The sequence below is a fragment of the Bifidobacterium coryneforme genome, assembly GCF_000737865.1.
Taxonomy (GTDB): domain Bacteria; phylum Actinomycetota; class Actinomycetes; order Actinomycetales; family Bifidobacteriaceae; genus Bombiscardovia; species Bombiscardovia coryneformis.
The window spans coordinates 1,393,642-1,406,547 of the sequence record NZ_CP007287.1 but is presented as its reverse complement, the minus strand read 5'-3'; the positions used below and the strand labels follow the sequence as shown (position 1 = coordinate 1,406,547).

Here is a 12,906-nt window from a genome sequence, read left to right as displayed (position 1 = left end):
GGCTTTCCAGGCTGGGTTAAAGTGCTAATGAGTCTGGCCTTGTCCGTTCCGGGAAGGCCTCAACAGTCGACGGGACACAGATGAAAGTCAGCAGGTTGAAACCGAATCCGGCCGGTATCGTGGAGTGGCCGGTGCTGAGTACGACCAGGGGTTCCGTGCTGACCGTGGGTGAGTTCGATGGGGTCCATCGGGGTCATCAGGCTGTTTTGGAACGTGTGGTGGACCTTGCTGCCGAATCGGACTCCACAGCGGTGGCCATCATGTTCGACCCAAGTCCCAAGCGGGTTCATCTCTATGCGGACACGCATGCCATGGCTGATTTGCCCAATGACCTGCTGGGCCATGACTCCGAAGAGGTCATGGGGGTTGATGAGCGCGTCCGCCTTATGGAGGAGATGGGGCTGGATCGGGTACTGATTGTTCACTACACATTGGCATTTGCTGCCAAGTCATACCGCTTTTTCATCAGGCAGCTGGTCGACAGGCTGGGCATGCAGACTCTCGTTCTGGGCCGGGATGCTCGGATGGGTGCCGGGCGGACCGGCGATGTCGCTGCCATCGGAGACCAGGCGGAAGAGACGGGCATGTTCCGTTTGGATGTAGTCGACGACAGGGGTCCGGGATATGTATCCCTGGGCGGGGACGGGGCGGTTGAACCCAGCGAAGCCTCCTCTGGTGAAGGGCGCCGGAGGGTCCGGGTCTGGAGCACCACGAACCTGCGTCACCTCCTGGCCGAGGGGCGTGTTCGGGAGGCTTCCGAGATTATGGGTCGAGTCCACTCGGTCGAGGGGCTGGTGGTTCAGGGGGAGCAGCGTGGACGGGAGCTTGGTTTTCCCACTGCGAATCTGAGCAGTGAGCATAGCGGATATATGCCGATGGATGGAGTCTATGCCGGCTGGCTGGTCGACATGGGGCCGGTACGTGATGCCAGCCGAGATGGTGAGGGGGAGGGGCCAACCGGGGGTGTGGCCAAGACGCTTGACAGACATGTTCGTCTGGCTTCCGGTTCTCCCTGGCGGATGCCGGCGGCGATCTCCATCGGTACCAAGGAGACCTTCCAGTCCGAAGGCGGGCATGCAGAGCGGGTGCTGGAAGCCAATGTCATCACCGATAACTGGCTGGAACTGTATGGGCACCGGGTCCGTATCGAGTTCCTTGACTTCCTGCGTCCCCAAGAGCGGTACGCGGGTGCTGACGAGCTCAAGGACCAACTTGCATTGGATGCTCAGCACACCGGCGTCTTGACCGACAAGGCGGTAGGGTAACCCGACACGGATCCGGCGTGATGCGGCAGCCCCGCCCAGATTGGAATCGTGGATGGGGCCGGCCTGGCCGGGTGCTTGTTCCAGTTCTGAGATTCTGGTTGAGATGATGACGATCGTGCCGCTCAGTACCGGGCTCCGAGTCGAAGATGAGTGATTGACATATGGGTGTGCCCCACCGATTGCAACCGGTGGGGCACACCCATACATACCCTGTCTACAGACCTCGGAAGTGGCTGAAGAACTCCTTGGTCTTGGGATTTTCCGATTCGTCCATGACTTCGCGGGGAGTTCCGTTTTCGGCGATGACCCCGTTCAGGAGGAGGACGATTCTGTCTGCCGCGTGGTGGGCGAAGCTCATCTCATGGGTGGCCATAAGGATGGTGGTTCCCTTGTCGGTCAGCTCCGAGACCATCTCCAGGACCTCGCCAACCAGCATCGGATCCAGAGCCGATGTGATTTCGTCAAGCAGAAGGAGCTCGGGGTCGGTCATCAGGGACCGCACGATGGCCACACGCTGCTGCTGGCCTCCGGAGAGCTGGTCGGGATAGGCGCCGGCTTTCTGCTTCATGCCAATCCTGTCCAGGAGTTCCAGGGCCCTCTCCCTGGCCTGGTCCTTGGGGACACCGTGGACCTTGATGGCACCCAGGGTGACGTTCTTCAGAACGTTCATATGGGGGAAGAGGTTGAACTGCTGGAAGACCACACCAATCCGCGACCTGCACTGATCCCGGTTCACCCGCGGGTCGGTGATGTCGGTGTCGCCCAGCCAGATCTGTCCATCGTTGACCCGCTCCAGCAGGTTGATGCACTTCATCAGGGTGGATTTACCCGACCCGGAGGGACCCAGGAGGGCTACGGTCTCGTGGGGCTTGATGTCGAAGGAGATTCCCTTGAGAACCTCGTTGCCTCCATAGGACTTGCGAACCTGGTCCAGGCGCAGAACCGGGGTTTCCCCACCGGTTTCGGGAACGCGTGTCGTGGTGCTCATACCATCCCTCCACTCTGCTCGCGCTTGCGAAGTCTGTTGGAATACCAGTCATTGAGAAGAATGAAGGGCACCGAGGTGCAGATGAAGAGGACCGATGCAACCACATAAGGTGTGAAGTTGTAGCTGGTGGCAACCACGATTTGGGCGGCCCGTACCGCGTCGACGGCACCCAGGACCGAAATCAGCCCCACATCCTTCTGCATGGAGATGAAGTCGTTCATCAGGGCAGGGGCCACCTTGCGCAGGGCCTGGGGGATGACCACGATACGCATGGTCTGGCCCGAGGTCAGGCCCAGGGAACGGGCCGATGCCCGCTGTGAAGGGCTTACATCCTCAAAGCCGGCCCTGAGGACCTCGGCCACATACGAGGAGTAGGAGAGAATCACGGCCACCGTGCCCAGGAGAGCCACCGGAATCCGGCCGAAGATGGCCAGGCCGGGAATGCCGAACCCGATCAGGTAGAGGACCACAATCATGGGGATACCGCGCATGATTGTGGTGTAGACCTGGGCCAAGGCCCGGAGCGGGAAGAGGAAGGGGGAACGGCTGGTCCGGATCATGGCCAGGAGGGTTCCCAGGATCGCCACCCCGATTACTGCGAAGAAGAGGACCTGGAGGTTGAGCCAGAGTCCCTGGAGCACCTTGGGGAAGGCGAGGGCGAAGTACTTGCCCGAGAAGAAGGATTCCTTGACCCTGGGCCAGCCCGGGGCGTAATGGAGACCCAGGGCCACCAGGAAGGCCAGCACCAGGGTGCTGACGATGCTGGTGGCCACTGACTTCAGGTTCTGGTGACGGTCATACTGCTCCCGTTCCCTCTGAACCTCACTGATGTGTATTTGCGCGGTTGAAGACATACCTGACCGATTCTGATCCGTCTGTTCCGACTCTGGTCAGCCCAGGGTGGGGGTGGAGGTGTACTCGTGCAGCCACTGCTCCTGCAGCTTCTTCAAGGTGCCGTCCTTGTCCAGTTCGGTCACGGCCTTGGAGGCTGCTTCCGTCAGCTTGGAATCCTTGGGGAGGACGATGCCCATGCCCTCGGGATCCTCGGATCCCTTGATCTGACCGAGTACGGCGCCCTCTTTGACCTGCTTGGATTCGACGATGTTGTAGGCCGAAGGGGTATCAATGACCAGTGCGTCGATCTGGTTGGTATCCAGTGCCTGGGCCAGGGTGGCGTTGTCGTTGAAGGTCTGGACGTCCTTCTTGAGCTTGTCCTGTGCCACAGTGTATGAGGTCGAACCCACCATGGCGCCGATCTTGGCGTCCTTGAGCTCGCTCAGGGACTTCGCCGAGGCGTACTTGGAATCCTTGTGGACAACCAGGGACTGGGTGGAGTTGTAGTAGCTGGGGGTGAAATCGACGGCATTCTTGCGTTCCGAAGTGATCGAGAACTGCTGGATGTTCATGTCGAAGTCCTTGGTGCCCGGGGCGATGGCGGCATCGAAGGAGGTGCGGGTCCACTTGACCTTGTCCTTGCTGAAGCCCATCTTCTCGGCGACCGCGTAGGCGACGGCGGCCTCATAGCCCTTGCCGCTCTCGGGATCGTTGTCTTCGACGTAGGGCGTGTATGCGGGATCCCCCGTGGCGATGGTCAGGGTACCGGGATTGATGGTCTCTTCGGTGATGGCTCCCGACTTGGTGTCGTCCTTGGCCGAGGACGAGCCGGAACCGCAGGCCGCTCCCGACATCAGGGTAGCGAAGGTGAGTGCTGCGACCATGAACCTGGTCGTTGTCTTCCTGGTGAAGAGGGTCATGTGTGGATTGCTCCTTAGTGACAATGACTGTGGTGGCTACTGGGATCGGATCCGGTCAACAACCAGTCTCGGCGATAATCTCCTCAACCGTCCGGACGGGAACCATACTAGCGGCAAAGGTCTACCGGAGCGCGCCCGTACAGACATCCATATGGAGGATAGCACTTCAGTTTTTTCTTATAAGGGCCTCTAGATTTCATCTATGCGACCAATGTTTGTCGGCCATGTCGGCGACCATCGAACCATGGACAGGAAACAGATCAGCACCGTGACCATTCAATGCGCCTTGGACAGGGAAGCGGCCCCAATCAGGGCCGCACTGGAGGGGCGGCAGGAGCTTGCCCTGCTTGGGAACCATGTGTGGACCGGAACCTATGCCGGCATGAATCTGGCGGTCTGCGTCGGTGGTATGGGAGTGGCCAATTCGGCCTCCTGCGCCCAGTTCCTGATTGACCGGTTCAATCCGCAGGCGGTGATTTTCAGCGGAATCGCAGGATCGATCAACCCCAACCTGGCCATTGGAGACCTGCTTATCGGGGCCGAGCAGCATTATGCGGAAACCAACACGGCAATCATCGCCGAGTGTCCTCCCTACCTGGAGTACTTCCCGGCTGATTCGGACCTTCTCCAAACCGCCACCTCAGCTGCCGAGGCACTGGGCTACCAGCGGGCTGAATCCGTAGGGGACCTGGTCGCATCGGGGCGTTGGAGGGGACGCGATGCCCGCCCGGCACCGGTAGTGGAACCAGGAGGGGAAAGGAGTGGCCAGGAGACTCATTTTGTGGTCGGCAACATCTCGACCAGCGATCGCTTCAACACCGCTCCTGAGGTGTTGGACGAGCTGGTCACCAGGTTCCGGGCCGACGGGGAGGCCATGGAGGAGGCCTCCGCGGCTCAGGTCTGCGGTAAGTGTGCGGTGCCCTTCCTCTGTGTGCGGGGCATCAGCAACCCTTGCGGCCAGGCCTATGATGACCTGAACAGCCATGAGGCCGATATGGATAGGGCCGCCGATGCCGCCGCGCGGGTTGCCCTCAAGACGGTCAGTCTGTTGAATCCTCAAGGATGAAGCCGTCGAAGGTGAAGCCGGGGCTGACCACGCAGGACACCAACGCATCGCCCTGGCTTGGGAGGGTCCGCTGCCAGCATCCCTCAGGAACCAGATAGTGCCCGCAAGGGGTTGCATCGGCTGCGGTGTTTCCGCCCTCGGTCAGCTGTGATCCCAGCGAGATATCGGTCAACTGGTCCGGCTCCCGGGCGGGGGAGTCGCCGTATCCTCCCAGTTGCAGATGGACGGGTGCCGGTCCGTGCCAGAGCCAGATTTCGTCGGCATCCACCTTGTGCCATGCGCTGGCATCGCCCTGGGCCAGGAGGAAGTAAATCAGGGATGAGAGCGGCCTCTCGCTGGCGGTGTCCATATGGGTGCTCCGCCAATCACTCACATACCAGCCGCCTTCGGGGTGGGGCTCCAGTCCCAGCCGGTCTACCAGGGAACGTGCGTAGGGACTCATGTCCTGTAGCGCCAAGCTCATAAGGGTCTCCGTCCTTCTCGGTTCAATCAGAAGATACCGGCATTGTAGGCCACCCGGCCGGATATGAGGGTGGCTCGGTTGTGGCCGCCGCCGGAGGCGACCAGCTCCTCCAGGGTCCGATCGATGGCGTCCGCGTTTTCCGTCCGGACGGGAATATCCATGAAGGCGAGATCGGCCAGTGATCCGGCGTTGATCTGCCCTATCCGGTTGGCTGCCAGATGCAATCCCATGGCGGAGGCCCCGTTCAGGGTCAGCATGTGGATCAGTCTGCGGGGGAGATCCCTGCCTCCGTACCCTTGTTGGCGTGCCAGCCGGTACAGCGCAGCGGCCTCGTCCATAAGGTCCAGGCTGGGGGAGCTGGAGAGGGAATCGGTACCCACGCAGAGGGCGTTTCCCTCCTTGAGGTACCGGCTTACCGGTGCGTCCTTGCCGGTGTTGGTGATTCGGTTGGACCTGGGGCAGAGGGCTACGGAGACCTGGCGCTGACGGAGGGTTCGACGGTCCTCCTCATCCGCCCAGACCCCATGGGCGATGTGCACGTCCGGCCCCAGGGAGCCCAGCTGGTCCACGAACTGGATGGCCGAGAGTCCCTGCCCCTCCCGCTTGTATTCTCGATAGCTGGTCCAGGTCTCGTCGCCCCGGATGGCGGACGATATGGCCCGTTCCGATTCAGGGGCCTCCGTTCGTGCCTCCAGGGGTGTTTCAGCCAGATGGATGTGGAGCCGCATGTTCAGACGCCTGGCGATGTCGGGCAGGTCCACAAAAGGCTCGGCCTCCAGGGTGTAGGGGGCATGGGGGCTGATGCCCAACTGCCGGACATGCTCCTCCTCCAGTCGATGCAGCTCGAGGTTGAGGCGGTACCGGCCCCTGTCGTCCCAGTCCTCGTTTCCCCAGCCCATGACCTCCCAGTAGGTGATGCCGTGCATACCTTGGGACACCATGCCCGCAGCCGCGTCCAGGTCGGTGACGATATCGGCCGCGGCCGTGGTGCCGGACTCGACACACTGCCGGGCTCCCTCCATGGCCCAGTAGCGCCAGGCGTGGGGCAGGCTCTCATCGTCGTAAATCAGGTTGAAGGCCTCTTCCCAGGCGTGGAAGTCCTTGTACTCGCCCTGACCCACCTCGGCCATGCCCGTGTACTGCAGGTGGGTGTGGGCGTTGACCAGACCCGGCATGAGAATCCCGTCCCAGTACCGTTCGGTCACCTTGCCCCCGGGTGCCTCCTCCTTGAGCTCCTGGAGGACCCAGGCCCGTGTGCCCACATGGACCACCCTGTCGCCGCTTACCGCAACGGCCCCATTGACGATGACCGGTGCGGTGACGGGGATGACGAGCTTGGCGGAGTATACGGTCACATCCGCCAAGCGGTCTTCTCCCAGCCCCAGGTTGCCCAGTGCCGATGATGCTGTCTTCATGCCTGCGATTTCTCCCTTCGGGCATCAAAACGGGTGGTTCTCCAATCCTGGACGGTCTCGGATGCCTGATGGCGTACCTGGTAGCCGCGGGCCTCCAATGCCAGTGAAGCGATGCGCCTGTCGACCTGGTCGGGGAGCCGGTGGACCCTCCGATCCAACTCTCTGCCATGCCTGATCAGGTGGGCCAGGGCGGATACCTGGACGGCGAAGCTCAGGTCCATGATTTCAATCGGATTGCCACCCCCTGCCGTGTAGTTGACCCCATCACCCTGGCTGATCAGGGTGAGCTCCGGCCCGTCCGGGACGCTGATGGTCATGACCTCATCGACCTGATCGGGGAGCCAGTTCGGGATTCGGTCCAGGGCCACCTCATTGGCGATTCCCCCAATGACGGCCAGGACCGCTCCCGATTTCATGGCTTGCATGTCTTCCAGGTCGATGGTGTGGGTGACCCCCGTGGCCGAGATGACCATATCGGCCACGGGCAGGGCCTCCGAGGTGTCCTGGGAGGGGAAGCCATCAAATACCGCACGGAGCGCGGCCCGGGGGTCGGTGTCGCTGACGCTGACATGGGCGCCCAGAGCCCTGGCGCCCAGGGCGAACCCGCGCCCGACAGGTCCATATCCGACAACAAGGACCCGCTGCCCTTGGAAACAGTGTGCCCCCAGGAGTGATTGCATGGTGGTCAGGCAGGTCTCACCGGTGCCGTGGGCGTTGTCGAAATCCGTCTTCATCAGGCTGTCGTTGACGGCGATGACCGGGAAGGTCAGGGCTTCATCCCTTTCCATGGCGGCAAAGGCCCTCACTCCGGATGTGGTCTCCTCGGCGACGCCCATCAGGTCCGCAGCCATGTGCGGGCGCTCGCGGAGAGCCAGGCGGGCGAAGGAGGCTCCGTCATCGATGATCAGGTTGGGGTTGATCCTGTCCATCAGGTCCAGGGCACCCTGCCTGGCCTGGTCGTCGTCCCAGGAGGAGTCGGCGCATACGGTGATTCCCTCCTGCTTGAGCTGATCGGCGACCCGCTGGTCCACGGCCCCGGGTTCGCAGTAGACACCCACCTCGGCCCCTGCACGCTTCAGCTCCCTGAGCAGCACGGCAGTCTTGGGTTCCAGGATCAGACAGGTGGCGATCCGTGCCGAGCCGAAGTCCACTTCGGACTTGAGCCTTGCCATAAGCCCGGTCAGGATGGGCATCCGGGATTGGGCCCAGTCTATGGCCTCGCCCCCGCTGGACCGACGCATATCCACCATGGTCTCCGTGGGGCCGAATGGCAGGTCGAAGTCAGTGGGATGGGGGCGGGCGGAATCCTCGGATGCGGTGGCGTCCACATTGTCGACATCCTGCACGACCATTCCCCACTCCTGGGCCTGGCTGATCAGTCGCTGTCGCTGGCAATCGGTCATGGTGTCGTCGGGCAGGACCAGCCTGGCTCCGGCCAGTGACCGGTTGCTGGTTTGCGACATGGCTGCCGCCCAGGTGGGGAAGTCAGGGACTTCCCCATGCGCGTGATTGATGGGCATGCTCTCTCCTGAGACTAGGGTTTCCTGCCATCTTATAGCCTTTCGGGCACCAGCCCGTATGGCTGTGGTCAGCGGACCCCCAGGGCATCCAGAGCATCGGTCAGGGTGGATACCTCAACAACCTCCAACCCGGGAATGGGCTTGGTGGTTCTTTTCCCCCTGGCGACAGGTATCAGGGCACGGGTGAATCCCAACCGGGCGGCCTCGTTCAGCCGATGGTTCAGTTGGGGCACCGGCCGTACCTGGCCGGTCAGGGAAATCTCTCCGATGGCGCAGGTGGTCTTTTCGATGGGCTTGGCGCTGGCGGCGCTGGCCAGGGCCGAGACGATGGCCAGGTCGCAACCCGGCTCCTTGGCCAGCCCGCCGGCAATCGTGGACACGTACAAGTCCTTGGTAAGCAGGTTCACATGCCCGTGCCGGTAGAGGACCGCAGCCAGCATGGACAGACGGTTGGTGTCGATGCCGTTGGTGTTCCGCCTGGGTGTCGGCAGGACGGAGGCTGTGACCAGTGCCTGGATCTCGATGGGCAGGCTCCTGTGTCCGTCAAGTGTGAAGGTGACACAGGTCCCATCCACCTGGTCCTGGGAGGCCGAAAGGAAGAGGCCGGTGGGGTCGGTCACCTCTTCGATGCCCTGCTCGCCCATGTCGAAGCAACCGACCTCGTCGGTAGGACCGAACCGGTTTTTGGTCGCCCTCAGCATGCGCAGGGCGGTCTGGGAGTCGCCCTCGAACTGGCAGACCACATCGACCAGATGCTCCAGGGTGCGTGGACCCGCAATGGACCCATCCTTGGTTACGTGACCCACCAGGAGGACGGGAATGTCATAGGTCTTGGCCATGTCGATCAGGGATATGGCCACCTCCCGTACCTGGGTCGACCCTCCCGAGATTCCATCAACCTTGTCGGAAACGATGGTCTGGGCCGAATCGACGATGACCAGGTCGGGCTTCTCCTGTTCGATAAGCCCCAGCACCGTGGCCAGATCTGTTGTGGAGGCCAGGAGGAGTGAATCCTTGACGGCCCCGACACGGGTGGCCCTCATGCGCACCTGGGCCTGGGATTCCTCTCCGGATACATAGAGGACCTTGGTGCCGTCATTGTTCCTGCCGGCCACCCGGCCAGCCGTTTCCAGGAGAAGTGTGGACTTGCCGATTCCGGGCTCCCCGGCCACCAATATGACCGACCCGGGCACGATCCCACCGCCCAGGACCCTGTCGAACTCGGTGAATCCGGTGGGTACCCTGGTGGGGTCTTCGGAACCTACCCGGGTGATGGGTTTCGCCTCTTCCGAGCCGGGCTTGGCCGGGCGTGTGTGACCTCCGCCTGCGGCGGAACCCGGCCCCTCCGCACTCCTGGATCGGGGTTCGCGGAACTCTTCGACGGTTCCCCACTGCCCGCATTGAGGGCAGCGCCCGAACCACTTTGCGCCGGTCCATCCGCAGTCGGTGCAGACGTATTGCAATCCAGTCTTGGCCATACCAGCACGCTATCCAAATTGAGCGACAAGGGGTAGTCATATTCACTCGGAGGTGGATGGTTCATCGAAAGGCGAATCGCTTGCAACGACTCTTCGCATCGGTCGCGTCGCGCCTATGAGAGAATAGGGGTATGCCAACTACTCCATCAACTGCTGTTCGTCGTCGCCGTATCAGGCTGGTCATCGCCCTGGCTGCCGTGGTTGTTCTGGTCCTTCTCTCCGCATTCGTCTGGCCTCATTGGGCCGTTAAGGGTCAGGGGCCAAACGCGGGAGCGACTGCAACGGCCGGGCAGAGCCAGGGGCAGTCAGCCAAGCCCAGTCCCAGGATCGCCGCCGTGCCGCTTCCGGAGAACTCAAGTGAGCTGCTCAAGGCCATGCCCGATGCGGTCTCCGATTTTGCCCGTACCAAGGCTGAAGCCGCCACGGACTGGGGGGCCAGGGTGCCGGTCGAGGAATATACCCTGGTCTATTCCACCGGTCAGGACGGCGAGGAGGTGACCCTCCACCTGGCGCAGTGGACCAAGGCGGCTGATGCCAAACAGGCCTACGACGCCTTTGCGGCCGGGATGACCGGCAAGGAGCTTGCTTCCGGCAGGGTCAAGGCTGAAGGCGGAGCCACCGGTGTCTATGTGGAGAGGGAAGTCGCCGGGGATGCCAAAACCGCCCAGGCGCTATGGCAGAATGACACTGTTGTCTTCCAGGCTCAGGGGCCCAAGGCGGCCCTGGAAGCCTTTTACAAGGCATTCCCTCTCTAGTAGTCGCCCAAGCGGTGTACTATTGGGCAAGTTGGACACTTCCAGGTATATAAGGATCGGAGGCTCGGATGGGTTCTGTCATCAAGAAGCGCCGCAAGCGGATGAGCAAGAAGAAGCACCGCAAAATGCTGCGTAAGACTCGTCACCAGCGCAAGTAGCTTTATGACTTACGGCCCTCAGGGTCGGAGAAACCCCCGAATCGGTTTGATTCGGGGGTTTCTTGTTTCTTCTGCTGCCTACTTGTTGGAGTTCGTCATGACTCGTGGGCCGTTGGGGTCGCCGACAATGACGGTGTCGACCATGTTCAGGAAGAGTCCATGCTCCACCACGCCTACGGTGGTGATCAGGTCCTGGGCCAGATCCTCGGGATGCTCGATCTTCTCCATGTGGAGGTCGATGACGTGATTGTGCTCATCGGTCAGTACCCGCTGGCCCTGGTCGTCGAGACGGAGGACGGGTTCGTAGCCCCGCTCCTTGAAGCGGTCCAGGACGTGGCGCTCGCCGAAGGGGATGACTTCCACGGGCAGGGGGAATCGGCCGATGGTGTCAACGACCTTTGACTCATCGACGATCCAAACGATCTTGCTGGAATTGGTGGCGACGATCTTCTCCCAGAGCAGTGCGGCGCCGCCACCCTTGATGCCGTCGAAGTTCTTGTCAACCTCGTCGGCGCCGTCGATGGTGATGTCGATATGGTCTACATCATCCACGTCAACGATGTTGATGCCGTATCCCTCGGCCTGTTCCTTGGTGCGGAGGGAGGTGGTGACCCCCGTGAACGTCAGCCCCTCCTCCTGCACGCGGCGACCCAGTTCATCGACGAAGAATCGCACCGTCGATCCGGTGCCCAGGCCGACGATCATGTCGTTCTCGACCAGCTTGGCCGCTTCGATGCCGGCGGCCATCTTCAGCCTGTCCTGTTCGGTCTTGTCCATTGTTCTCCTTATCCAGCCCCATTACGAGGTGTGGCCTATACAAAGCTTGGTTCCATAGTACGCGAACCCGTTCGTCATCTTGCTGCCGGGCGGTCAGTCATCGATTTCGATGCCGTGCAGGCGGAAGGGGGCCTGGTCGATGACCACCCTGCCCTCCTGGTCTATGTACCCGTCGATTTCAATCGAACCGGTGATGTGGAGCCTGTGTCCAGCGAAACTGGGGCTCTGCGAGGGGGGCGGGGTTATGACGACCTCGCCCTTGGTCAGCAGTCCTCGGGAGGTCGGGGGAGTGTCCGTCGGCTCTGCTGATGATGGGGCCCCGTCCTCTTCGGGCGGACAGGCCATGTCTGGTTCTGTGCTCTCCGGGGAATCAGGGACCTGGGCGTTCATTGCCTGCGCCGGCGGATCGTCATTCCGCTCATCAGGTACTGCATCTGCCGATTGTTTTAAATCATCCCGCCCTTCCGGCTCCGCTTGTTCATTGATGTCAGAATCGTTCTCAGGCGGCTGTTCGGCTTGCGACTGGGTGTTTGTGATTGACGAATCTTCTGCTTCTGCGGTCGTTGTTTCCATCTCTTCCTCCTCGGTGGGAAGCGGCCGGTCGTCGGAGCTGGTGGTGCTGCGCTTGCGTCCCCGGGCATCCAGAACGGCAGGTCCCCCATCCAGCTCCTGCTGTACCTCATCCGGTACCTGCAGCCCCTGGGTGTAGTCGGAGCACAGGAGCGACTGCCACCCCTCGATGGGCAGGCATCCGGTGCGTCCACCGTTCTTGGCTGATTCGGCGTACCCCCGGGCCAGGGAGTCGACCTTCTCGTTGAAGGCATCGCCGGCATGGCCCTTGACCCATACGAAGGTCACGGACCCCTGGCGTTGCCTGATTTCCTTGTCGATGGCCTCAATCAGCTGGCGGTTCTTGACCGGCTTGCCTGCGGCGTTCTTCCACCCCTTCTTCTTCCATCCGTGCACCCACTTGGAGGAGCAGTTGATGGCGTACTGCGAGTCGGTCTGAATTACCAGGGAATCGCTTCCGGGGTGGGCACGCAGGGCCTGGAGCACGGCGCAGAGCTCGCCGATCTGGTTGGTGCCGTTGCTGGCCCCTCCTGCGTCTGCATCCCCACCCTGGTGGTCGGCCCAGGCCCATCCCATGGGTCCGTTGGGATTGCTCAGGGCGCTGCCGTCTGTTGAGACGACCACGGTCTTATCGTTTGTCATGGTTTCCAGATTAGACAGCATGTCAGAAAACCCCCGCAACCAGCCAGTTTGGTTG

13 protein-coding genes are annotated in these 12,906 nt (G+C 61.9%); 4 read left to right on the top strand and 9 right to left on the bottom strand.

Going from position 1 to position 12,906, the window contains the following annotated elements; genetic code table 11:
- The first annotated feature begins 80 nt into the window (after positions 1–80).
- Complete coding sequence (ribF, locus tag bcor_RS05620; RefSeq protein WP_033497638.1) at positions 81–1,265, top strand: bifunctional riboflavin kinase/FMN adenylyltransferase; 1,185 nt, start codon at positions 81–83, stop codon at positions 1,263–1,265.
- Between the two features lie 214 nt (positions 1,266–1,479).
- Here the strand turns inward: ribF and bcor_RS05615 are convergent, their stop codons facing one another.
- From bcor_RS05615 to bcor_RS05605, 3 genes are read right to left on the bottom strand one after another with little or no spacing between them, the layout of a single operon-like run.
- Positions 1,480–2,253 carry an amino acid ABC transporter ATP-binding protein gene (locus tag bcor_RS05615; RefSeq protein WP_033490613.1) on the bottom strand — a complete coding sequence of 258 codons (774 nt, stop codon included), beginning with the start codon at positions 2,251–2,253 and terminating at the stop codon, positions 1,480–1,482.
- Entirely contained in the window at positions 2,250–3,107 is an 858-nt protein-coding gene (locus bcor_RS05610; RefSeq protein WP_033490611.1) for an amino acid ABC transporter permease, read from the bottom strand. Before bcor_RS05610 ends, bcor_RS05615 begins: the two co-directional genes overlap by 4 nt.
- Before the next feature lie 36 nt (positions 3,108–3,143).
- A complete protein-coding gene (locus bcor_RS05605; protein WP_045921510.1) occupies positions 3,144–4,007 on the bottom strand; it encodes an ABC transporter substrate-binding protein in 864 nt (287 codons plus the stop codon).
- 244 nt (positions 4,008–4,251) lie between these two features.
- On the opposite strand from bcor_RS05605, the gene bcor_RS05600 reads away from it, so the two are divergent.
- Positions 4,252–5,073, top strand: coding sequence for a 5'-methylthioadenosine/S-adenosylhomocysteine nucleosidase (locus bcor_RS05600; protein ID WP_158332637.1), 822 nt, complete (start codon positions 4,252–4,254; stop codon positions 5,071–5,073).
- Here bcor_RS05600 and bcor_RS05595 read toward each other — a convergent pair.
- The 4 genes from bcor_RS05595 to radA form a co-directional block, all read right to left on the bottom strand.
- Positions 5,048–5,536: a cupin domain-containing protein gene (locus bcor_RS05595; RefSeq protein ID WP_033497640.1), complete on the bottom strand. Its 489-nt coding sequence runs from the start codon at positions 5,534–5,536 to the stop codon at positions 5,048–5,050. The two genes, bcor_RS05600 and bcor_RS05595, sit on opposite strands and share 26 nt — an antisense overlap.
- A 26-nt stretch (positions 5,537–5,562) precedes the next feature.
- Positions 5,563–6,951 (bottom strand): amidohydrolase family protein, encoded by a 1,389-nt coding sequence (locus bcor_RS05590; protein ID WP_051875713.1) that lies wholly within the window; start codon positions 6,949–6,951, stop codon positions 5,563–5,565.
- Complete coding sequence (locus bcor_RS05585) at positions 6,948–8,471, bottom strand: adenosylhomocysteinase (RefSeq protein ID WP_033497643.1); 1,524 nt, start codon at positions 8,469–8,471, stop codon at positions 6,948–6,950. The genes bcor_RS05590 and bcor_RS05585 overlap by 4 nt, the downstream gene beginning before the upstream one ends.
- A gap of 68 nt (positions 8,472–8,539) precedes the next feature.
- Positions 8,540–9,949 (bottom strand): DNA repair protein RadA, encoded by a 1,410-nt coding sequence (gene radA, locus bcor_RS05580; RefSeq protein ID WP_033497645.1) that lies wholly within the window; start codon positions 9,947–9,949, stop codon positions 8,540–8,542.
- A 131-nt stretch (positions 9,950–10,080) separates the two neighbouring features.
- On the opposite strand from radA, the gene bcor_RS05575 reads away from it, so the two are divergent.
- A complete protein-coding gene (locus bcor_RS05575) occupies positions 10,081–10,704 on the top strand; it encodes a hypothetical protein (RefSeq protein WP_033497647.1) in 624 nt (207 codons plus the stop codon).
- A 68-nt stretch (positions 10,705–10,772) separates the two neighbouring features.
- Positions 10,773–10,862: a 30S ribosomal protein bS22 gene (locus bcor_RS07430; protein ID WP_003817716.1), complete on the top strand. Its 90-nt coding sequence runs from the start codon at positions 10,773–10,775 to the stop codon at positions 10,860–10,862.
- A 78-nt stretch (positions 10,863–10,940) separates the two neighbouring features.
- Here bcor_RS07430 and rpiA read toward each other — a convergent pair whose 3' ends face one another.
- Both rpiA and bcor_RS05565 read right to left on the bottom strand, forming a co-directional pair.
- Positions 10,941–11,639, bottom strand: a complete 699-nt coding sequence (gene rpiA, locus bcor_RS05570) for a ribose-5-phosphate isomerase RpiA (protein WP_033497649.1) — start codon at positions 11,637–11,639, stop codon at positions 10,941–10,943.
- Positions 11,640–11,732: 93 nt separating this feature from the next.
- Positions 11,733–12,851 (bottom strand): ribonuclease H family protein, encoded by a 1,119-nt coding sequence (locus tag bcor_RS05565; protein ID WP_033497651.1) that lies wholly within the window; start codon positions 12,849–12,851, stop codon positions 11,733–11,735.
- Between the last annotated feature and the right edge of the window lie 55 nt (positions 12,852–12,906).